Annotated in this window: 19 protein-coding genes and 1 pseudogene; 15 read left to right on the forward strand and 5 right to left on the reverse strand. The window is 32.8% G+C overall.

What is annotated here, in order from left to right; translation table 11 throughout:
• Positions 1 to 7: 7 nt before the first annotated feature.
• The 7 genes from hemE (at position 8) to EZS29_RS09765 (ending at position 7,998) form a co-directional block, all read left to right on the forward strand.
• A complete protein-coding gene (gene hemE, locus EZS29_RS09735) occupies positions 8 to 1,054 on the forward strand; it encodes a uroporphyrinogen decarboxylase (protein ID WP_130609611.1) in 1,047 nt (348 codons plus the stop codon).
• 177 nt (positions 1,055 to 1,231) lie between these two features.
• Positions 1,232 to 2,449, forward strand: a complete 1,218-nt coding sequence (locus EZS29_RS09740; protein ID WP_130609614.1) for an MFS transporter — start codon at positions 1,232 to 1,234, stop codon at positions 2,447 to 2,449.
• On the forward strand, positions 2,436 to 3,353 hold the full coding sequence (locus EZS29_RS09745) for an ABC transporter substrate-binding protein (RefSeq protein WP_130609618.1): 918 nt from the start codon (positions 2,436 to 2,438) through the stop codon (positions 3,351 to 3,353). The genes EZS29_RS09740 and EZS29_RS09745 overlap by 14 nt, the downstream gene beginning before the upstream one ends.
• Complete coding sequence (locus EZS29_RS09750; RefSeq protein WP_130609621.1) at positions 3,350 to 4,348, forward strand: FecCD family ABC transporter permease; 999 nt, start codon at positions 3,350 to 3,352, stop codon at positions 4,346 to 4,348. Before EZS29_RS09745 ends, EZS29_RS09750 begins: the two co-directional genes overlap by 4 nt.
• 3 nt (positions 4,349 to 4,351) lie before the next feature.
• The gene (locus tag EZS29_RS09755; RefSeq protein WP_130609624.1) at positions 4,352 to 5,356 is read left to right on the forward strand and encodes a FecCD family ABC transporter permease; all 1,005 of its coding nucleotides are present in this window, start codon (positions 4,352 to 4,354) and stop codon (positions 5,354 to 5,356) included.
• A 7-nt stretch (positions 5,357 to 5,363) separates the two neighbouring features.
• On the forward strand, positions 5,364 to 6,152 hold the full coding sequence (locus tag EZS29_RS09760) for an ABC transporter ATP-binding protein (RefSeq protein WP_130609627.1): 789 nt from the start codon (positions 5,364 to 5,366) through the stop codon (positions 6,150 to 6,152).
• A complete protein-coding gene (locus EZS29_RS09765) occupies positions 6,145 to 7,998 on the forward strand; it encodes an IucA/IucC family protein (RefSeq protein ID WP_130609630.1) in 1,854 nt (617 codons plus the stop codon). The genes EZS29_RS09760 and EZS29_RS09765 overlap by 8 nt, the downstream gene beginning before the upstream one ends.
• A 46-nt stretch (positions 7,999 to 8,044) precedes the next feature.
• Here the strand turns inward: EZS29_RS09765 and EZS29_RS09770 are convergent, their stop codons facing one another.
• The gene (locus tag EZS29_RS09770) at positions 8,045 to 9,337 is read right to left on the reverse strand and encodes a dicarboxylate/amino acid:cation symporter (RefSeq protein WP_130609633.1); all 1,293 of its coding nucleotides are present in this window, start codon (positions 9,335 to 9,337) and stop codon (positions 8,045 to 8,047) included.
• A 223-nt stretch (positions 9,338 to 9,560) separates the two neighbouring features.
• Between EZS29_RS09770 and pepF the strand changes: the two genes are divergently transcribed.
• The 5 genes from pepF (at position 9,561) to EZS29_RS09795 (ending at position 14,358) form a co-directional block, all read left to right on the forward strand.
• The gene (gene pepF / locus EZS29_RS09775; protein WP_172603880.1) at positions 9,561 to 11,375 is read left to right on the forward strand and encodes an oligoendopeptidase F; all 1,815 of its coding nucleotides are present in this window, start codon (positions 9,561 to 9,563) and stop codon (positions 11,373 to 11,375) included.
• 157 nt (positions 11,376 to 11,532) lie between these two features.
• Complete coding sequence (locus tag EZS29_RS09780; RefSeq protein ID WP_130609639.1) at positions 11,533 to 12,396, forward strand: purine-nucleoside phosphorylase; 864 nt, start codon at positions 11,533 to 11,535, stop codon at positions 12,394 to 12,396.
• A gap of 24 nt (positions 12,397 to 12,420) precedes the next feature.
• Positions 12,421 to 12,966: a hypoxanthine phosphoribosyltransferase gene (hpt, locus tag EZS29_RS09785; RefSeq protein WP_130609642.1), complete on the forward strand. Its 546-nt coding sequence runs from the start codon at positions 12,421 to 12,423 to the stop codon at positions 12,964 to 12,966.
• Positions 12,967 to 13,209: 243 nt separating this feature from the next.
• On the forward strand, positions 13,210 to 13,434 hold the full coding sequence (locus EZS29_RS09790) for a hypothetical protein (RefSeq protein WP_216678661.1): 225 nt from the start codon (positions 13,210 to 13,212) through the stop codon (positions 13,432 to 13,434).
• Positions 13,435 to 13,593: 159 nt separating this feature from the next.
• Positions 13,594 to 14,358: an Nmad3 family putative nucleotide modification protein gene (locus tag EZS29_RS09795; RefSeq protein WP_130609645.1), complete on the forward strand. Its 765-nt coding sequence runs from the start codon at positions 13,594 to 13,596 to the stop codon at positions 14,356 to 14,358.
• A gap of 96 nt (positions 14,359 to 14,454) precedes the next feature.
• Here the strand turns inward: EZS29_RS09795 and EZS29_RS09800 are convergent, their stop codons facing one another.
• Positions 14,455 to 15,027 carry a hypothetical protein gene (locus EZS29_RS09800; protein ID WP_130609648.1) on the reverse strand — a complete coding sequence of 191 codons (573 nt, stop codon included), beginning with the start codon at positions 15,025 to 15,027 and terminating at the stop codon, positions 14,455 to 14,457.
• Between the two features lie 266 nt (positions 15,028 to 15,293).
• Here EZS29_RS09800 and EZS29_RS09805 point away from each other — a divergent pair, with 266 nt between their 5' ends.
• The gene (locus EZS29_RS09805) at positions 15,294 to 16,787 is read left to right on the forward strand and encodes a glycosyltransferase family protein (RefSeq protein ID WP_130609651.1); all 1,494 of its coding nucleotides are present in this window, start codon (positions 15,294 to 15,296) and stop codon (positions 16,785 to 16,787) included.
• Positions 16,788 to 16,863: 76 nt separating this feature from the next.
• Here EZS29_RS09805 and EZS29_RS09810 read toward each other — a convergent pair whose 3' ends face one another.
• Entirely contained in the window at positions 16,864 to 18,387 is a 1,524-nt protein-coding gene (locus tag EZS29_RS09810) for an ArnT family glycosyltransferase (RefSeq protein ID WP_130609654.1), read from the reverse strand.
• A gap of 623 nt (positions 18,388 to 19,010) precedes the next feature.
• Here EZS29_RS09810 and EZS29_RS16350 point away from each other — a divergent pair.
• Positions 19,011 to 19,163 (forward strand): annotated as a pseudogene (locus EZS29_RS16350) (hypothetical protein); the annotation flags it as partial.
• A 593-nt stretch (positions 19,164 to 19,756) separates the two neighbouring features.
• Entirely contained in the window at positions 19,757 to 20,188 is a 432-nt protein-coding gene (locus EZS29_RS09820) for a hypothetical protein (protein ID WP_130609660.1), read from the forward strand.
• Positions 20,189 to 20,335: 147 nt separating this feature from the next.
• Here EZS29_RS09820 and EZS29_RS09825 read toward each other — a convergent pair whose 3' ends face one another.
• A complete protein-coding gene (locus EZS29_RS09825; protein WP_246035198.1) occupies positions 20,336 to 20,539 on the reverse strand; it encodes a hypothetical protein in 204 nt (67 codons plus the stop codon).
• 1,020 nt (positions 20,540 to 21,559) lie between these two features.
• Positions 21,560 to 23,056 carry an ArnT family glycosyltransferase gene (locus EZS29_RS09830; protein ID WP_172603881.1) on the reverse strand — a complete coding sequence of 499 codons (1,497 nt, stop codon included), beginning with the start codon at positions 23,054 to 23,056 and terminating at the stop codon, positions 21,560 to 21,562.
• Positions 23,057 to 23,355: the final 299 nt, after the last annotated feature.

Raw genomic sequence — 23,355 nt, forward strand, 5'->3', positions numbered from 1 at the left:
AGATAATATGAGCAAACTTCTACTTGAAGCAGCTAAAGGAATCAAAACTAAAAAAACACCACTTTGGCTTATGCGACAAGCGGGTCGTTACCTACCAGAATACCGTGAAATTAGAAAAAAACATAACACGTTAAATATGTTTAAGACTCCTACAATTGCAGCAGAAATAACTTTACAACCCTTAAAAAGATTTAACCTTCACGGTGCAATTTTATACGCAGATATATTACTTATACCCGATGCTATGGGTTTAGAATTGTCATTCGTAGAAAAAGAAGGACCGCGCTATGCAAAAACAATTCGCAGCAGCTATGATCTTAAAAGTATTCTACCCGCTGCTGAAAATATTGAAGAACTCATTGAAAAATTAAGTTACGTTGGTGAAACTGTTGAACGAGTGAAGCCCCAACTTTCTAAAGAAACCACCATGCTGGGTTTTGCCGGTGCACCATTTACGGTTGCGAGTTATATGATAGAAGGAGGCAGTGCCAAAGGTGAATTTTTTGAGACAAAAAAACTCATGTTCAACGAACCCGAGACATTTCATCGCCTCATGCAATTGCTAACAAATGCAACCATTGCTTATTTGAAAATGCAAATTCATGCTGGGGTAGAAGCAATTCAGTTGTTTGAAAGTTGGTCCGGCGCACTTGCTCCCGACCAGTACAGAGAATTTTGTCTTCCCTACACGAAACGAATCGTAGATGAGATTAAACCACTCGTTCCTGTGATCAATTTCTTCGGACAAGGGGCAGGACTTACCGAAGAAGCTCTCTCCATCCAGTCCAACGTTTACAGTGTAGATTGGCGACAAGATTTATACAAAGTCTCAAAGCAATTTACCGGCAGTGGAATTGCTTTACAGGGAAACCTCGATCCTTTACTTTTATATGGGCCGCAAAAACTGCTAAAAGAAAAATTAATTCATTGCTTAGAAATTGGCTCACGCCACCCACATGGTTATATATTTAATCTAGGTCATGGCTGTACTCAACATACCCCAGTTGAAAATATAGAATATCTCGTACAACTCGTAAATGAGTTTAAAAAATAAATTTATAAAAACCAAAAATACCCTAGAAAAAAATAATATTTCCCATAAGATATTTTAATATTTTTAGATATAAAAAAAATTGTAATGACAGAAGTGGATTTTTAATTTGCCAAGGGTTAAAAGCGATATGATAATGATTATCATTTTCATGCTAAAAAACATTTGTAGGTATAACAAATGGAAAATGCTCTGCGATTTAAAAACTATCAGTATTTTATTGGAGGAAGTTTTTTCACGCTTTTGGGGGACTACATTGGTTTTGCCGCTCTCAATTGGGTGATATGGACACACACATCCTCGGAATTAAATCTTGGCATTATAAATTTCATAAGATTATTACCTGCACTGTTTATCGGTTTTTTAGGCGGTGCTCTTGCAGATAGATACAATCAAAAGAAATTATTAATACTTGTTTACTTGCTAATTGCAGTTTTTAATTTTGCTCTTTTTTACATCGTGCTCAATAAAAATATAAATATTTTCTTAATTGGCTTGATTATTGGTTTGAGAGGACTTTTTGTCGAAATGGAACCCTCCGTGCGAAACAGTCTCCTCCCTCGCTTGATAGAAAAAGAAGCTATTTGCAGCGCAGTATCTATTTACACATCTGTCCTCAATATAACGGCTATATTAGGACCAGCTCTTGCTGGTTTAGCCTTAGCCAAAATGGATTCCGGGTTCTTATTTCTTTTTCAATTTTTAGGGCAAATACTTGTGATTATTTCCTTATTTTTTATCACCGGTATTCAAGAAAAGAATCAATTTCTAAGTAACGATAAAAATGTAAATAATTTAAATTATAAAAGCGTTGTTTTGTATATTAAAGAAAATCCAGATTTACTCTGCACCTTCATTGCAGGCTGTGTCCTTATGCTCTTTTTATTCCCATATATTAGTCTTATGCCTGCATTTGTAAAAGCCTCCGCAAATATGGGGCCTGAGACCTACGGACGCTTTCTCGTGATTGCAGCACTGGGAACAATTCTAGGCTCCAGTTTAATCAGTTTTTTACGAAAAAAAATCCATGCTCTGTTTATTCTCTCAACCGCAGTTTTTGCCTCAATTTCATTTATTATATTAGGTGCAGTAAATCACATTTTACTGACTTATATATTTTTATTTTTAATCGGTTTCTTTAGTCAAATTTCGCGTACAGCCAATCGCGTTTATTTTCAAATAAAATCCCCCAATGAAATACGTGGTAAATTAATGAGCCTTGCACTCAGCGACAGAGGATTCTTACCGTTTGGAGCTCTTTTAGCAGGCTTTATTGCACACAAGTTGGGAATGCCTAAAACATTTATGATTTTCGGAATATGTTCATTATCATTGCTCATTATATTATTAATTACTTATCAAGTTAAAGAAAGGAAAGTATCTAATGAAGTCCGTTAATATAAGCATAAAATTTTTTTTATTCATAGAATCATTTCTCTTAAGTTTTAAATCATTTGCAAAACCCGAAGAAATAAAAAGAATTAAAGCAGAAATTTCAGCACTCAATTTCAAAACTCCTCCAAAAAGAATTGTTACTTTAAGTGTGACAGGAATGGAGATTTTAGATGTGCTCGACGTCAAACCTGTTGGTATTATTATCACTGCAGCAGGAAATATTCCTGATTATTTAAGTCCTGAATTTCAAAAAATAACCGTTGTCGGAAAAATTTCTCATCCGAGTCTCGAACGAATTAAAGAGTTGAAACCCGAGCTTATATTAATAGATAGAGTGTATGAAGAACAAAGAGATGTCATTGCAAAGCTTACTAAAATTGCACCTGTGCTTAATTTTAGACCAGATACCTACTCAGAAACTTTAAGTTACTTAAATATATTTGCTGAACTCCTGCAAAAACAAAATGAAGCTAAAAAATATCAAGATAAATTTGAAAGTAAATTAAAAGAAGTAAAACTTGAGAATCAAAAAAAATTCAAATCAGTTTTAGCACTATATGTTCCTAATAACAAAATCTGGGCTTGGACAGGAAAATCATTTATTGCGAATTTGATTGCCGAAATTGGGGTTGATTATGCTTATAAAGGTGAAGGCAATAAAGACTATCCCGATCTTATTGAACTCAGTGCAGAGAATATTCTTAAAATAAATCCAGAAAATATAATTGTTTTTGATGATCCAGGAAAAAATATTCTCAATTTCCTAGAAAAAAATCCTATTTGGAAAAATCTAAGTGCCGTTAAAAATAAAAATGTTGTTGTTGTGGAACGAGAAAGAGGTTCGCGCAGCAAAGGTCCTTTGGCAACGTTATATATCACAGAAAATATGGCTGACTTTATCAAATGAACTCTTATTCAATTAAAAACATCATTTCATTTTTTCTTCTATTGCTTTTGCTGTTCATTGCAATGCTATTGAGCTTAACTTTTGGCAGTGTGCAAATTGAAATAGCGCATGTTTGGAAACATTTATTGCACAGCAATGACGACATGGATTCCATCATTATCAACACACTGCGTTTACCGCGCACGGCACTTGCAGCTCTGATCGGGTCAAATTTAGCTGTCGCAGGTGCGCTCATGCAATGCCTTACCCGCAATCCTTTAGCAGAAGCAAAAATTATGGGTGTGTCTGCAGGTGCATCACTTGTTTTTGTATTAATATCCTTTTTTCAATTGTCCATTTCCCCAAATTTAATGACTGTATTTATTTTTATGGGTGCTGCAATTGGCGGGGGATTTGTTTATATCATTTCTTTAACAAATCGCCCCTCCGTTGGAAAGTTAGTGCTTGCAGGCGTGTCTATCAGCAGTTTTCTTTATGCACTCAGCACAGGAATGTTGATATCCTTAGGTGAAAACGCCGGCATGATCTACGCATGGCTTGCTGGAGGATTAGCAGGGGTGACTTGGGAGAATTTCTCCCAAATATTACCTTGGTCTCTCGGCGCGTTATTGAGTGCATTTATTTTTTCACATTTTATGAATGCCTATTCCTTAGGAGACGACCTTGCAAAATCCTTGGGACTAAATTTATGGAAAATACGCATTATTCTTTGTGTGCTTGTCGTCATTTTAGCAGGAGCATCTGTAAGCGTTTCTGGCGCAATTGGCTTTATCGGTTTGATTGTTCCACATATAGTCAGAAAACTCATATCCGATGATTATAAAATTCTGCTCCCTTTTTGCGCACTTTTTGGTGCCCTATTACTTGTATTTTCTGACCTTATAGCACGTGTAATATTAATTCCCATTGAAATACCAGTTGGTGTCATAACAGCATTTTTAGGCTGCCCCTTCTTTTTATATCTGATTCGAAAACATGGGGATAAGGCGGCATAAAATATGATGACAGTATTTACAAAAAATATTCTTTCACAAACGAAACAAATCTCTCTTTTTTTTATTCTATTTATAGCTTTAGCAATTTTTATTCTCTTCAGCAGTTTCGTAGGAGATGTTAAAATAAATATTGATCAGTTATTGCCAAACATTGTCCACAATTATTTGGAAAATACAATTTTATTCGAATACCGTCTTCCAAGACTCTTAATTGGTGCCTGCACGGGTGCTCAGTTCGCTATCGCTGGAGCAATTTTACAAGCTGTCACTAAAAATCAACTTGCTGCACCAAATATCATTGGTATTAATTCTGGGGCAAGTTTTTTTTCTGTATTATCTCTACTCGTTTTTAGCAATTCCAGTTTTTTTCTGTTACCTGTAGCTGCATTTTTAGGTGCTTTATTCGCCAGTATCTTAGTTTATCTTTTCGCATTTAAAAATGGCATAACACCATTGCGCCTTATTTTATCGGGTATCGCTATCGATGCATTCTTCCAAGCAGGAACTACATTTATCTTAGTAAACAATACCAATGAAGTGGGTTCAATTTATATGTGGCTCTCGGGCAGCTTGTGGGGAAAAGAATGGCATGAATTCTATTATATACTTCCATGCACTCTTATCGGAACTTTTCTTGCATTAATTTTATCACAGAGAATAAATATTTTAACTTTAAGTGATGAAATCATTATTGGTCTTGGAGTGAATATTAATTTATCGCGCATTATTTTATTAGTTCTTGCCATTTTTCTTTCTTCAAGTGCCGTTTGCCTCGTGGGTCCAATAGGTTTTGTCGGTTTAATTGTACCCCATATAATGCGTGCTCTATTTGATTATGATTATAAAATAATAATCCCATTTTCTGCCTTAGGAGGTGCCTTTCTCGTTATTTTATCTGACACAATCGGCAGGACTATTTTTGCGCCACACGAAGTTCCAGCTGGGCTCATAGCGACTTTAATTGGTTCTCCCTATTTTATATATTTGCTTCTTAAAGAAAGGTACTAAAAGAATTATGTCTGAAATATATTGCGAAAATTTATGTATTACCTATTCTCAAAAAGAAATATTACATAATTTAAATATCAAAATAAGAAAAAACAAAATAACCGCACTCGTTGGCAGCAATGGCTCTGGAAAGTCAACTTTATTAAAAACCATTGCGCGCATTGTTATGCCCTCAAGTGGGTCTGTTTACTTAGATGGCAAATCCATTCACAGATATTCGAGTCAAGAAGTTGCAAAGATCTTGGCTATTTTGCCACAATCACCCGAAGCACCCCAGGAATTTACAGTTGAGCGACTTGTGCAATATGGTAGATTTCCGCGTCAATCTTTTTTTGGATCTTTAAGTCCAAAAGATTATAAAGCCATTGATTGGGCTCTCGAAGTAACAGATATGCAAGATCTTAGAAAAAAACGTTTGAGCGATTTATCGGGAGGACAAAAGCAGCGCGCTTGGATAGCTATGGCTCTCGCACAGGAAGGAGAATACTTATTTTTAGATGAGCCTACGACTTATTTAGATATGCGGCATCAAATTGAAGTGTTAAATATTCTTGAAAATCTGAACCGAACTCAGAAAAAAACCATAGTAATGGTTGTGCATGACATTAATCATGCTGCTAAAATCGCAGATCATATTATTGCAATAAAAAATGGACGCATACTTACAGAAGGAAACACTAAACAAATACTTGATGAAAAAATAATTGAAGATATATTTGGTGTTAAAGGACTTATAATAAGCAATAGAATCGATAATACCCCTCTCTTTTTTCCACTTGAGGTGTCATATGTTTGAAGAAATTGCCAAACAAGCCATTTTAAATAGATTATTTCAAGCTATTATTCGCGAAAAAATAATTCAAAATGAAAAAATATTTTACCCAAATAAAAACTGCATTGCAATTAAGCTTTCACAAAATAAAGAATTGTTTGCTGAAATAAATCCTTATGCCTCATTTGAAAGATTCGATCTGACAAGCACGATCACGCTGATAGACAAAAATGAAACCAAAGAAATCTCTCATCCTTGCGATCTCCTTCAACTCTTTCAAGAGGAATGGATCGCAGAAAATAATGAATCTGAAGATATATTCATTCGCTTTAAAAATGAAATAGAGAACAGCGTTTCAAATATGATTTTGGCACAGATGTCATTTGAAATGAATAAAAATAAATTTTCGCATAAAAACTGGAAACGAATCACCTCATCGCTGGATTGGGTCTTAATTGAACGCGAAAAAGATCCCAATTTTAGTCCTATGGCATTTTACGAACAATGTGTCATAAAAGGCCATCCACTTCATCCAGGTGCAAAAACCCGAATGGGTTTAAACTTAGAAGAACTTATCGCGTACTCACCAGAATGGCGTAAAATTGTGCCGTTAAAACTGCTTGCTGTTCATAAAGATTATTGTAAAGTTACGTTGCAAGAATTCACTCATTTTAGAGATTTAATCCTAGCAGACTATCCTAATTTTTCCAACAAAATATTATTAGAAGCAGAAAAAAATAAAATAGATTTTCAAAATTACGAGCTCATACCAGTTCACCCATGGCAATTTAAACACACGATAAAAGTTTTATATCAGAAATATCTTAACGAAAAAATAATTGTTCCGTTAAACTCTATTGAAATTCCTGCGCGCTCATTGGTGTCGTTTCGCTCATTTGCTCCTGAAAATACAGGGAAGATAAAACGCCACCATATAAAAACTGCAATCAATATTTTAACCACAAGCGACGTGCGCACCATCTCTCCCCGTTCTACCCAAAGTGGCCCACTTATTTCACAAATACTAAAAACAATTCAATTGAGTCTCCCCGATTACTTATGTGGAAAATTTAAAATTCAAGGAGAGGTATCAGGAATTTATTTCGAAGAAAGTTCTGAATTAGTCGATTCGATCGTTAGAGACTCACTCGGACGAAATTTAAGTTGCCTCATGCGCGAAAATCCAGAAAAATTCTTATCTGGCAATGAAATCTGTATGCCAGCTGCTGCACTGCTTGAAATTTCTCCTATCAGTGAAAAATCAATCTTAACAGAGCTCATTGAACAATTTGCAAAAACCGAAAATCATTCATCATTTTATATTGCAGCCCTTGAATTCTTTAAAAAATATATTTCAATTTCTATTCCATCGCTCTTAACCCTCATGAGCAAATATGGCATTAGCCTCGAAGCCCATTTACAAAATAGCACTCCCGTTTTTAAAAAAGGAGTTCCACATTGTCTATTAGTCAGAGATTTTGCCGATATTCGAATTTCACAAGAGCGTCTTGAAAAGCAAAATTATTTTCTTAATCTCACCATAAAAAACTCCCTCATATTTTGCAAAAATGATTCATATTTACATAAGAATATATTTTACTCCTTTTTTCAAAGTCATATTGGAGAAATTATTATTGCTCTACGCAAGGAGTTTAATATTGATGAAAAAATATTATGGAATTATGTGAAAGAACTTTGTCAAAACACGTTTGCTGAATTAAAAAAAGATCCTATTATAGCAGAGCAAGTTGGGAAAGATGAAAAATTTCTTTTCCAAGAAAATATTCAATTAAAAGCTTTAACCCGTATGCGCTTAAAGGGGGAATTAACTGAATACTATTTTGTTAATATAGCCAATCCTATCCCTTAACAAAATCCCTCTGCTTAAAAAACACTCGGAGGTGATTTTTTTAAAACTATTTATCAGATATTGTTTTAGATATATTGCTTTTATTTTGCAAAAGTTGCTTTTCTCTCCGATGAACAAGTTCATTGACAACTGAAGCACAACAAATATTACCCCAAGTGTTCACCATCGTACGAAACCGATCTAAAATTCGATCGAGAGGTAACAAAAGTGTGATTGATGATACTGGGATATTGACGGCTCGTAATACTGTTACCATAGTGATTAAACCACTTTCTGGCACGCCTGCAGCACCCATCCCTGCAACAATAGAAGTCACAAAAATAATAATCTGATGACTTAACGAGAGATCTAACCCTAAAATTTGTGCAAAGAAAATAGCTGCCGATGCTTCATACATCACTGTGCTACCCAAATTGATTGTCGCGGTAAATGGCATCACAAAGCGATTAACATCATCACGAACTTTTTCTTTTTCAGCAGCATCCATTGCTAAAGGTAAGGTCGCAAGCGAACTGGATGTCCCAAATGCGGTCACGAGAGCTGCAGAAGAGTTTTTCGTAAATTGTTTTAATGCCCTCCTCGCTACAAACTTAACGGCTAACAATTGCCAACCTATCTGCAAGCAAAGACCAGCGCCAAAGACCAAGACAAACATAGCGAGGCCTTTAAGATCTTGCATGAGGTGACCTTCTTGGACAGATTGTGCAACTCCTGTTCCCAGCAAAGAAAAGATCCCGAGCGGACTCAATAAGATAACCCAAGTGATCATTTTTATAAAAACATTTCTTATCCCAGTAAAGAATACAGATACGGATTTTGCTGACTCTCCACAGGATGCACAGGCCACTGCAAAAGCTAAACCAAATAAAACCACAGGCATAATTTCAAACTTTACTGCTGCCTCTAAAATATTTTGTGGAAAAAGACTTGTGATAAAAATTTCAAAAGTCATTGGGGCATTTTGCTGTAAAGTAGAATCTTTCCCGAGAATTAAAATTGGATCAATGCCCACCCCAGGTTTAAATGTATTAAATAAGAAAAGCCCAATAAGCACTGCGGTACACACGCTTGTAAGTATGTATAAAAACGTATACATCCCAATAGAGCCAAGCTTTTTTAAACTTCCCATGGAAGTCACTGCGCTGACCAAAGCTGAAAAAATAAGAGGAAGAACGAGCATTTTGAGCATATTAAAAAAGACTTCACCAATCCAACGTATGGATATCATGAACTCTGGAAACAGAGTTCCCATAAAAAAACCTAAAATCACTGACAAAAATATAAGTATTGTGTTGATATTTTTAAAATTCAAAAACTTTTTTTTGTCCTGTATGACCATAAATCTAATCCTCTTCAAAAAATCAAAAATGGGAGCAGACAATATGATTATTTTTGCAAAAATACAGTTCTATAAACCTAATTTAAACTTTTTTTATTTCAATAATTAAAAAATAAATCAAATATACTTACATAATATCAATTAGATATTGTAGAGTGAAAAAGTTCGAAGAGGTTTTTATCCAAAACAATTATTTGACACACATCAAATGCGAGGACGATTCATGAAAGAAATACTGAAAATTCAAAAACGAAGTGAAGTAAAAACAGAAGAGACTTGGAATTTAAGTGATCTTTTTCAAGATTTCAGCCATTGGTCCAATGAATTTAATAAATTACCTAGTGAAGATAATTTAGAAAAGCTTATAGAAAGTACATATAAAAACAAACTTTCTCAATCTCCTGAACTAATTTATGAATGCCTTAAATGTAGAGATGAGTTAGGCCTTCGACTCGAAAATTTATTTGTCTATGCTTCTCTCCGTAACACTGAAGATGTAAAAAATACCGAGTCGAGTGAAGCCGTTGGTAAAATTGAGATAAAGCATTCCGGATTGATGTCTAAATTTGCTTTTTTAGAACCAGAGTTGTTAAATATATCTCAGATCAACGAATGGATAAAAACCGAGCCTTTAAAAACTTATCATTTTAAAATAACAGAGCTAATTAGAAAAAAACCACATATATTAACAGAACAAGAAGAAAGTCTCTTAGCAAAGTTATCTGTTTCTTTAAATATTTTCGATGAAATTCATAGTAAATGGAACAATGCTGATCTTAAATTTTCAAACGCTTTAGATAGCAATGGCAAAGAGCATATTGTTTCAAACTCACGTTATTCTCTCAATTTGCAAGCAAAAGATCGGGAATTAAGAAAAAATACTTATAATTCATATAACAGTGAAATCTGTAAGTGGCGCAATACAATAACATCAAATTACTACGGAAATATGTTATCAGGTTCAACTGTGGCTAAAGTAAGAAAATTTACAGGATATTTAGAAGCAGAACTTTTTGATGATGCTATTCCTGTGAGCTTATATGATGGTTTGATTGAATCTATTAAAAAAAATATTTCTTTGTTACACCGTAGCATGAAGTTACGTAAGAATTTATTAAAAGTTGATGCTGTTCAACCCTATGATAGGGCTGTTTCTTTATATGAGAGCAAAGAAGAAGTCTCTTTTTCTTGGGAAGAGGGCAGAGATCTTGTGCTCAAAGCGATTGCGCCACTTGGGGAAGAATATGTTGCCATAGCTACTCAAGGTCTAACAAAGGATAGATGGGTCGATAGAGCAGAAAATGAAGGAAAAAGATCGGGAGCTTTTTCTTGGGGGACATATAGTTCTCGTCCTTATATGCTGCAAACTTGGACTGGTACTTTAGGCGATGTCTATACCCTTGCGCATGAATTAGGTCACTCCATGCATTCTTATTACAGTCACAAACATCAGCCCTATCACAATGCAAACTATACAATCTTCGTTGCAGAAGTCGCAAGCACTTTGAATGAAGCGCTATTAAGTGATTATATTTTAACACATATGAAAGATTCGGACCTAGCGAAATCTGTTCTCTCTGAAAACATAGAAAACTTTGAGGGAACCGTTTTACGTCAAGTTTTATTTGCTGCATTTGAAAGAGAAGCTTCTTTAATTGCTGATAAAGAAGAATCGTTTACTCCAGATACACTTGAAGATATTTATTTAAATTTAAATAAATATTGGTATGGAAAAGAATGTGAATATCCTGAATACGTTAAAAATGAATGGATGCGTATCCCACATTTTTATTCAGCTTTTTATGTTTATAAATATGCAACAAGCTACTGTGCATCACTTGCTCTTTCTGAAAGTCTTCGCATTGATAAAGAAAAAACCAGAGAGAAAATCTTTCGCTTTTTAAAGGCTGGTGGATCGAAACCTCCACTTGAAATTTTAAAAGATGCAGGAATAGACTTCTTAAATTCTGATCCAGTAGCAAATGCATTTGAGAATTATAAACGTAACATTGAATTAGCTGAAAAAACTTTTGGATGATTTTTTGTTTATTTAAAAAAAATATCACTATATCTTAAGATCCTTGTGCATTCTGTTTAGTTGTTCTATATAGTCCCCCGAGTGGAGAGTCGCACTACTCGGAATTATTGCAGTTTTTGAATTCAATTTACAAAATTAAAACGAAAGCAGAAAGACTATGATGGAACAAAGTAAATACTTAAAAAATGTTTCGGCAAGCAGTGATTTTCTTAAAAAATGGCATCCAAATGCTCCTGACATTTGTATTGTTTTAGGATCAGGTCTTTCAAATGCAATTCCCAATATTTCAGAAATGAAATCGATCCATTTCAGCGATATCCCTGGCTTTAAAGCGGCAAATGTTGCTGGCCATGCAGGAGATCTCCGCGTCGACGATATCGAAGTTCAATTGCCTAATGGGACTCATAAAAAACGGCAAATTGCGTTTTTAAGAGGTCGCAACCACGGTTATGAAGGCAATAATGCTGGAGAAGTCGTTCATAATGTCAGAAGCATGATATCTTGGGGGGTTAAAGGAATTATATTGACAAACGCAGCTGGCTGTTTGAATACCAACTGGGAATTGGGAAGGATGATGATTATTTCGGATCACATCAACTCAACTGGAATGAGCCCACTCAATGGCGAATTTGGCGAAGGTTTTGGTGCTCGTTTTGTTGATATGACCTCTTGTTACACTCAGTCTTGGCAAAAGCAATTTGCAGACACAGCAAATGCTTTAGGTCATAAAATATATGACGGAGTTTATTTTGGAGTTATGGGATCTCAATACGAAACACCAGCAGAAATTCGTATGATGCAAACGATGGGGGCACACTCTGTTGGTATGAGCACTGTGCTTGAAGCCATAGCGGCTCGTCAACTCGGCGCAAAAATTGCCGGTATCAGTTGTCTCACAAACTACGGAGCTGGCCTGAAGCACCAAACTCTCGATCACTCCGATGTCATGGATATGGGCTCGCTATTTTCCCAAGATATGGCCAATATCGTCCTCAAAACCGCGGTTGCGCTTGAGGTTTAGTCTAATCATAGCGAGGCTTTGTAAATGCAAATTCAAGTAAACAACACTCTTATGAATGTTAAAGTCTTATTTAGCGAGTCTGATATACGTGAGAGAATTAAACAACTGTCAGAACAAATCAACCTAGACTATGGTACAGAAAATACTTTAGTTATTTTGATTGTCCTGCATGGAGCACTTATTTTTGCTTCCGATCTTGTTAGAAATTTAGCTATGCCAACAGAAATAGAAACTGTACGTATAAAGAGCTATGAAGGCACAACAAGTTCTGGAAATATTAATCTCGTTACCCCGCTTCCTAAGGATCTCGTAGGCAAACATGTACTTGTGATTGAAGATATAGTTGACACCGGTAGGTCAATAAACTTTTTATTGAATGAACTCAAAAAGAGCAATACAAAATCTATCAAAGTCTGTTCATTATTAGACAAGCCAGAAGCACATGAATATCCTTTAAAAGCAGATTATATTGGGTTTCAAATCGCAAAAAACTTTGTCATTGGCTATGGCCTCGACCTTGATGGCAAATACAGAAATCTTCCTTATGTTGCCGACTTAATAAAAGCCTAATTTTTAAAAGAAGTATCTTAAATTATAAAATCAAGCTTAGCTTATCATTTAATTCGAGAGTCATATTTTTGACGTTTCGAGATCAACTCTTTTTTCTACTTTGGAATAAAAAGGACACTTTTATAGTTTATTATAATTGAGAATCCAATGCAGAGTTCATATTATTTTTGTGATGGTAACGGACTCTCAATTTTTAATGAATATCATCCGTTGAGCGAAAAGCCCGGATTATGGAGGTTTCCTATGAAACTAATTCCGATGATCGTTTCATCAGCTTTGATTTTGTCAATCTCAGGTCCATCTTTTGCTCAAAATACACAGTCTGCAGCAGCTGAACCAGCAGCAGCAGCAGCACCTGCAACAAGCACAGCTTCTGCAGCACAACCAACGGAAGCGCCAAAGAAAGAAAAGAAAAAGAAAGCAAAGAAGAATAAAAAGAAAACTGAAGAAGGTGCTTCACACCAATAATTTGATTATAGCCCTACATAGTTCCCACTGTTTCTTTGAGCTAAAAGAAACAGTGGTTTTTTAATGACAATTTTTTGCCATCCTTTTTCAAATTCTTTTCTATATTCTTATGATATAAATATTGCTTTCCTTCTCTTAAATTTAAAAAGGATACGCTCTATGAATTGTGCTTTGATTTTAAAAGTTGGCGCAAATTTAAAAGACAATCAAGGATTGTCTCCCATTTTTAACGACGGCACTTATGAATATATCCCATCTCCACTTGAAAAAGAATTTAATAAAAATATAAAACACAATCACAAACATTATTCTAAATTAAATTGTCAAAATTCACTGCTGCATGGCATGCATTTAAGTTCCTTTGTTGACGAAGGAACCGCGCATTTTGATCCCGAATTTTATTCATTTACTTATGGTGAAACAAGAAAAACTCACATCCCACGCTTAAAAGAATTAAATGATGACGATCTCTTACTATTTTGCGCATCACTTCAGCTGTATGAAACAACTGAACAGAATTTTCTATTGAATGGCTCTCCCCATTTATATGTTATCGGTTACTTTATAATTGAAAATGCAATGCAAGATATTTTAGAATTAAAAGGACCTATCATTGAAGAAAAACTGGGCAATTTTAAAACTTCTTGCAATGAACATATTATTTATAAAGATCAGCACATCGTCACCCCGGAAAAAAAATCTCTGCTCCTAATTCAAGGGGACAGCCACCGCTCAGTCTTTTTTAAAAAGCCACTCCGCATAGCAGAGGAGTGCACCCCACTACCCAAATACGTAAAAGACTGGAAAATGCAAAAATCTAAAATAAATGATTCCATCCGTGTTTGTCTTAATTACAGCCAAATATTAAATGATTTGGAAAAACACGGAAAAAATAATCACTGGACGGAATGGAGTATTCCTTGATTGGGAAGATCAGGTAAAAAAGCGAGAGTATGATTTTAGAACTTGCAAAAAACTAAGTGCCATTTAAATATTTTATTACGAGAGCTATTCATTATTTTAACGGTAACCACAAATAAGTCGCGCACCATTTAATGCAGTATCATCACCACCCACTTGGTCGGACTCAACCCGAGTCTGAATACCTACAACAACTTGTCCAGCTGGACAAACAAGATCTTGACTCCAATTTCCAAAATTTGTTTGAACGCTAGCATATGCACTATTTCCATTACTGCAAATAAGTTTAAAATTATTAGCAGCCGTGTCATCGCCATTACCGCCTTGAGGAGTTTCGATCTGAATTGCAAATCCGATGGCTGGGTTATAACAATATGAATCATTGCTCCAAGATCCCCATTGCGCAACAGAACTGCTTACATTGGCACCGCCATTACAATGCAATGAAATACCGTTTAATCCAGTATCATCGCCTTCTCCTTGATATGATTCCGATTTGAGTTTAAAGCCATCCACATATTGCCCTTGAGGACACCTATCCCAAGCTCCCCAACCTCCCCAATAACCGTCTGTTGGTCCGTACCAGTCAGAATAATTCGGAAGTAAACTATCAGCAAATGCAATGCAAGAAAAAGAAGTCATGCAAAATATAGATAATATTTTGGTATTCATAATTGTTTCCTTAAAATCGATTGTGGATTGAAAACTTGAACTAATTAAATCAATAATATTTTCTTATAAAGCAGAACTGTCAAAATATTGACGAGATATCATTGTTTAAATATTTTCATAATCTTAAAAGTGAATTTTAAATTAAATATTTTTCTATCCAATTTAGTAAAAAGCCAAAAAATGCTCACAAAAGAAAATGTAGTGTTAAAACTTGCAATATAATTTCAGTCATTTAAATATAAGATTTAAATTTCAAGGAGATTTTGATGGATGATCTTTTTCAAAAAAGAATTAAACTCATTTTTTATATGTTTATCTTATTTTTCTCAATCAAAGCGATTCTAGTGCCATGGTCATTTTTCAGAGCAAGTTACTTTGGTTTCCATGATTTTGGACTTATTAGTAATTTTTTAGCCAATACGGCCTATGGGAAATTATTTTTTGTCGATGACAATAGCTTAAATCATTTATCAGTCCATTGGACACCAACATTGATATTGATTACCCCTTTTTTCAGAATTTTCGAGTCACAGTATGTAATGATTTTTTTCGGCAATTTATTTTGCTGTGCTGGAGTGATTTACTTTATTTCTTATACTCTAAAAGTTATTATTAAATCCTTAAACTCAAAATTATTAATTTCATTATTATCTTTATTTTTAATTTTTCAATTTTTTGCAAATAAATATTTAAATAAAAATTTTATTTCAGGACATTTTGAAATATTTTTCATAGCATTTTCAATAATAACATTAATAATGATACTTGAAAATAGAAAGTTTTATTATATATTAATCCCTCTTTTTCTGGCTCTTGGTGTCCGACAAGATATGGGGTTATTTCTATTTTTTCAAATATTATCTCTCTATTTTATCCCTAAAAAATTAAACACAATAAATGACAATTCTAAAAAATTAATACCATTATATTTATTAATCTGCGTTATTTATGTCTTCTTATCTTTAAAAATATTTATGCCTCTCATGGGCGCAGCAAAAGATCTCAGAGCGACAGATTTCTGGTCACAATGGGGAAACACCTGGGGAGAAATTATTGTATCGGTCTTAAGTCAGCCTGTGCTTGTATTAGAAACCGTGGCAAAAAGCGGCGCTCCCGCCTTCAACGAAAATTTTCTGTATTTAGGAATTTTTAATCCTATTCAATGGGTCTGTGTTCAAATCCCTGGTCTTCTCCTCTTTTTAGCAAATGATACTGATAAAAATCATTTGTTTTGGTATAACTCAAGTATGCTGCTTCCAGGGATTTATCTTGCTACATTTTTCGGTTTACTCAATTTATTAAATTTTATTATTAAAAAACAGCCAAATTCTATTAATATTATTTCTGGCGTTATTGCAATCATCCTTTTCATCTTCGTGATAAGGATGGATCGCGCAACCAACTCACCAAATTATTCATATAAAACATTTGAAAATGAAAATAATTTAGAAAACTTTAATTCCGTTAAAAAAGCAATCGCTCAAAGCTGTCCATATAAAACTCTTATTACCTCAGCAGACCATCAAAGCATTGTTTTTCTCCCGAACTCTGCTAAAAGATACTTATTAAAAAATTATTCTAAATCTGAAATTGTTATTGTCTCACATTTAAACCCATCTGACTTTGGCAGTGAAGCGGGGTACCAAACTTTTCAAAAAGAACTCAAAAACATTCAAGAGGATAAAAAATTTAATCTCTTATATAAAGATATGCATTACTCTGTATTTTATAATAAAGAAAGAAAAGTTTGTCGGAGTTGAACGTAACTCCCATTCGAAAGTAACCAAGAAAGGTCGCATGCAAATATTGGCTACTCGAGTCCAATTGACTTAGAGTCTATTCTTGTTGTTGCTTACTACCATCATACCAAAATAATGCGGAATCCATTAAAACTTCATTCTCGCCATTTATGGAGTCTATGCTACTTATTTCTTGGCAATCATAAATAGCAAATTCCTTTGGATTTTTTGGAAAAAATAAAGTGCATCCTTTTGGAATAGAACAAGCTTCAGGATCATTTAGTAAAAATATTCTAAATTGGTGATTTGGATTTAGTGATAACGATATTTTATAATCTCTAGCCAAATTTGATGCCATCATTTTTGTTGCACCTTTGCCTCTCATCCACTTTGGACAAAAACTTATTAATTTATTTTCCAAAGGCATTTTTCCTTGCATGGTAAAATCATTGTGGTACTCAGCATTTTTAAGAACCCGATTATAATTTCTTGTGCTTAATATAATGATTACAAAAGACATTGAAATTACTAAACTATATAATAAAAATGCGCCATATTTTGTTTGAACACACCAATCATGAAATCTAGATAAATAATTTAAAAACAACGAGGCAATCAACAAAGCATAAAATGGTAATGAAATCATGAGATACGCCGCATGATTTTTGGAACTGATAACCAATGGCAATGAACTAGAAAGAGCCATTAATAAATAAAGAATTGTAGTTCGATTAAAATTAAATAATTTCAAGTTTCTAATAAACAAAACTATAATAAGACACAAAGATACAGGCAACACAATTTGTTCTAAAAGAGCACGTAGTATTTCAAAATGAGGATCTGAAATTTCTCTATCCCCAACGAGACCTTTATAAACTTGATTTTCAAAATATAATTTGAAGAAAGCAAATGATTTTGTATAAAAAATAAAAGGTAGGGATAATATTATTGTTGAAAATAAGAGTGATATTTGGCAAATAATGGCTTTTGATTTATTTGCTTTATCTAGAAAATAAAAACAAAAAAATGGAAAAACAAGAAGATATAGTGCAAAAACACCTTTTGATAAAAAACCAAGCAATAGAAAAATTGCTGATATAAATCCATAAAATATAGCTTCGTAATTCTTTTGTGCTCTACACCCACGTATAATAAATAGGGTGCCTATCATTAAAAAAACAATTAAAATATTTTCAAGTATATTATTCGCCATGGCCCAAAAAACGATAGGAGTAATGACAAAGATAAAAGCGGGTGCCCAAGAGAGATCTTTTTTGTTTGAAATATTTTTCCAAATTCTTGATATGAGCAGCAATTGAAGGATAGCCAAGGCTAAAGTGTAGCCTTTTTCTACCCAGCGGGAATCTCCAAATATACTAAATAAAATGGATTGAATGTACAAACCCAAAGGTGGATGCTCAGAAAAAGAAGGAAAAATTGTTTTGGTGAAATAAGGCTCCCAAAAAGTCCCTATATTTTGCGACAAATTACGAGCAATTGTCGCGTAAAGCACTCCATCTATGAACATTCCATGCCCAAGTAATTTTGGGAAAACCACTGCAAATAAAAACAAAAAAGGCAAACTATATAATAAGTATTTCTTCTTTAAAACTTTCTTCATTTTTGAGAAACTTCCCTATAAACAACTTAATAAAGATATAACTTTGTAAGTAAAAACTATGAACGAAAGGATAATTCTCTAAACATAAATTATATATAAAAAAATATTCACATTCATTTATTAACCCCAATATTCAAGAAGCTATCGCTAATTTGTGTAATTAATAAAATAATACAAAAATACCAATTCATATCTCTTTCTATACTTGAAGAAATGGCCCGCCCATAGGATCTACGATCCACAAAAAATCTATTAACTCATATACTTTTCTATTGCAAAATTATCTTTTAAATTTTTCATCCGAAAAATCTTTTAATATCAATATAATGACTGAACTTTTTGCCTAAAAGAGAGCAATTTCCAAATAACTATCAAAAAATATAGATATATTCATATTCAGAAAAAAAAACTTTTAGCCACACATCGTGCATATTACTATATTTTTTTTTCTAGCCGAATTCTATGTACAGTTATCCATATTATTGCCCTTAATTAGAGCGGCACCAAATTTTATGCAGAATGCTTGACATACAAAGCATTCTGCACATCTTACACTTTTGCTCTTTAATAGCCACAAAAGCTATATTTCACCTACCTGACACAAAAACAAAGTTTATAATGTTCCAACTTTGAATTATTGCTCAATTTTAATCAAGGCCCGAATTCATAAAATCACTGAGAAAGAAAATATTAAAGCTCTTTTAGAAGAGCAAGTTGCCTATTTTGAAAAAAAGAACTGGTCGATAGATAGTCTTTCAGACGCCTTAATGGGATAAATATTATTGGAAATAATAGGATTTGTGTTCGAAATTATTTCCCTAAAATCCAAATTCAAAATAAGCCAAAACAGAACAAATGAATATAGTATCTCAATCATGCAAAAACTATTTGATAAAAAGAATAAAAAATTGCTTAATACATAATATTATGCAAGATTTTATGACTTGGGGTGAGGTTTTAAGCTATTTCAAATACCAAAGACAATAATTTAAAAAACTTTAATACCTTTAAAAAATAATTTCCCAAAGGGACCCAGACAATAAACTCATACTGCTATCTTTATTACATTAATATCTTTGCAATAGAACCCTCCAGAGGATTGAAATGCTTTTTGGAAAAAGAGATTAGCTTATGCTACTTATCAATATCTAAAAGAGTAGGCTAGATATTAACGAACTACAATTATGAAAATCGTTCGCTCTGTATGTTTCCAATTAAAAACCTTATCTACTTCTCAAAATAACTATCCAAGGAAAATATCCGACTCTCAATAGAACTTTTTTATTGCAAAAGAACCTTTTTTATATTGACTTATAATGCTAAATATGTGATCAATTTATTTTATTTATTTGTTAACAGAGGGGATCAAATGAAACTAAATGTTATTAAATATGTTATCATATCTTTACTTTTATTTATAAATAAAAGTGTTTTTGCTGAGATAGCAGATAATTTCAATGGTTGGATGAAAATCACAACAACTTCAGTATTTTGTGCTAATAAATATCGTACTAATCATTGGCTAGACAATGAAACAGTTTCTGGATATTGGAAAGAGTATACAGACTTTGACAGTGGTTATGAATTTTATTATTTTTATCTTACTGAAGGAGTCGGTAAATATAACGAATTAAAGAACAAATGTATTGAAAAATTTGGTAATGATTTTATTTATCCTCAACCTGCGGATCATAGATTTTCAAGTTGGTATCCATTTGCAAAAAATCAAACTGAAATGTTTCCAAGTGCCCGTATAGATAAAAGTTATGTTAACTATAAAACGCCTTATAATCCAAAATAGTATAATTTTTTAATTATTTAGATTATTAGAGAAAGCCAAGAATAAATTTAAATTCTGAATATCAATTTATTCTTGGCTTTCTCTATTCCTTTTTTTGGAAACTAGAACAAACTAAAAGCTTTGAATCCTCTTTGAGTTGACGTATGATTAATATGAATTTTGATTTTGTATTGGGCCTACAAATGCTTCAGCCATTCCACTGCTAGAAGGGCTGTATGGAGCGGTATAGCAAGGCTTTAAACCAAGATTTCTCGCAATATTTTGAACTGATTTATCTCTATAAATCGAGCCTCGATCACTGAGCCATTCTATTTGCCGCTGAGTCTTGTAACTTTTAAATCTTTTTTCCACCGAGCGAATCATTAATTCTTGAATAGATTTTCCTAATAATGGTTCCTTAAATGCAGCATGACTTGTTCTATTTTGTTAAATATAAAAAGTATTTAAAATAAGTTTAGAAAAGTATTCTCACGAAATGGACAGAAAAAAGTTTGAAAAATTTGATTGATATATCGCATTACAACAGAAAATGAGAACTCAATTTTTTTTTATCGAATTCCTTTATAAAATAATGTGCTAAAAAGCACAAAGCTATAAGGTGATGCAATCACAACTACGAGCGCCCTTCTTAATGATCAAGACCCTATTCTTCTTTTAAAATTTGGTATCCCTGTTAAATTTTCCATCTTTTATGCATAAGTTCTATTATCACTTCTTTTAGATATGTTTTTGAATAATTTGAAATATAATATTTTAAAACTCCATCTTTTCTTATTTAAACTAAAAGCCAATTTTTTTTGCCTAGGTCTTGAAATACATTCAATAACTTTTGTAGCAATATATTCAACTCTTAAATTTTCATTTTTTCGTCGGATTTGAATTGTTTTGATATTACTACCTTTTGTAAATAACTTTTCCGCTATCCTTAAAAAAGAGCAGGGCATATCTATAATCTACTGGATTGTCATAGTCTCTAAGTTATGTTTGTAAATTACGTTTTCTTGGAACAACATTTAAAATTGGAATATTCTTTGACCAATATTTCCCATTATTTTTTGTATGTCCTCCAAAATTTATTTTTCTCTTATTAAGTTCATTTTTTCCTACAATTTTCTACATGTCTACTTAAGTACATGTTTAAATTTAAACATGTACTTAAGTAATAACTGGCAAAATGAATAGAGCAAACATCTTAACTAACTATTCAAATGTCAAAGAAAATAATCACCCAAAATTGCCCAGATTAAAATCTCATTTATAGAATAAATTTTCGGAGTATATAATTAAAATTTACTAACAATTTTAGTTGATATTTATTAATTGATATTTTAAAAAAATCTAAATGCTCTAGAAATTTACATTTACGATATTTTAAGTTTGAGCTTCTGAGTTCAACAATATCTCATTATTTTCAGATAATAAACTCATACTACTATCTTCAATACAATCATATACAGCAAATTCTTTCGGATTTTTTGGAAAAAATAATCTACACCCCTTTGGAACTTCAATGGCTTCAGGATCATTTACTAAAAAAAGTCTAAACCGAAGGTTTGGATTTAATGACAAAGATATCTTATAATCTCTAGCAAAATTTCCAAGCATCATCCAAGTTTCTCCTTTGCCTCTCAACCATTGAGGAAAAAAACTTATGACTGTATTTTCCAATAGCATTTTTCCTTGCATGGTAAAATCATTGTGATACTGAGCATTTTTAAGCACTCGATTATAATTTCGAATACTCAAAATGATAGCGACACAAGACAATGAAATAACTAAACTATATAGAAATAAAGATCCACCTCTGGTACGAATGCACCAATCTTTAAACTCTATTAAGTAATTTATAAACAAAGATGCAATTGCTAAAGCATAAAATGGCATCGAAATCATAAGATACCAACCATGATTTTTTGAACTAATAACCAAAGGCAATGAGGCTGCAAGTGCCATAAAAAAATATAGAACTGTAGTTCGATTGAAATTGAACAGTTTCATGCTTTTACTAAATGCAACTATAACAAAGCACAAAGATATGGGAACAATAATTTCTTTTAAAAGAACTATAAATATTTCAAAATGAGGATTATCTACTTCTCTATGCCCAGATAGACTTCTATAAACCTGTTGTTCAAAATATATTTTAAAGAAATTATAAGAACTTTCATTTAATATAAATGGTATAAATAGAATTAAAGTTGAGAATAAAAGAGAGATTTGACAGGCTATTGCTTTTTTCTTATTCGCATTTTCTAAGAAAAAATAACAGAAAAATGGAAAAACTAATGGATAAAGAGCGAACACACCTTTTGATAAAAAAGCAAGTATAATAAAAACTGCTGAAATTAAGCCACAAAATATTGCTTCTATATTATGCTTGGCTCGACAACCACGGATGATAAAGAGTGTACTCGAAAGAGTAAAAACCAGTAATGTATTTTCAAGCTCATTATTCGCCATAGTCCAAAAGACAACAGGCGTAATTATAAAGATTAAAGCTGGAGCCCAAAATAGTTCCTTTTCCTTTGAAATATTTTTCCAAATTTTAATGACGAGAAATAATTGAAGTAAAGATAATACAAAAGTATATCCTTTTTCAACCCACCGCGTATCTCCAAATATATCGAATAAAATAGATTGAATATAAATACTTAAAGCGGGGTGCTCAAAAAAAGATGGATACAATGTTTGGGCATAATGAGGCTCCCAAAAAGTTCCAATATTTTGGGATAGATTGCGCGCAATTGCAGCATAAAGCACTCCATCTAAGAACATTCCATGCCCAAGTAATTTTGGGAAAATCACTGCAAAAAGAAAGAGAAATGGCAGGCTAAATAATAAGTATTTCTTATCTAAAAATTTCTTCATTCTTGACATACTTCCTTATAAAACTTAATAATAACGATGCATTCTTCATCCATAGGAAAGCTTTCCCAAATTATTGAAAATTCATCTGCAAAAAATTTAATATCTTATTTCCCTTTCCATTGCAAAATGTATTATAAGATCTACTTTAATAAAGGTTATTAAGTTTCATCATTATATATGATCCTTAGAGACTCCAAACTAATGCTATTCTCTTAACTATATAAAATTAATAGGTATATTTTCATATTCTGGCAACATATAGATCGCTACTTCCTCTCTTTTTTATTGGGCTAATCAAA

The organism is Fluviispira sanaruensis, from assembly GCF_004295685.1.
In the GTDB taxonomy this organism is placed as follows: domain Bacteria; phylum Bdellovibrionota_B; class Oligoflexia; order Silvanigrellales; family Silvanigrellaceae; genus Silvanigrella; species Silvanigrella sanaruensis.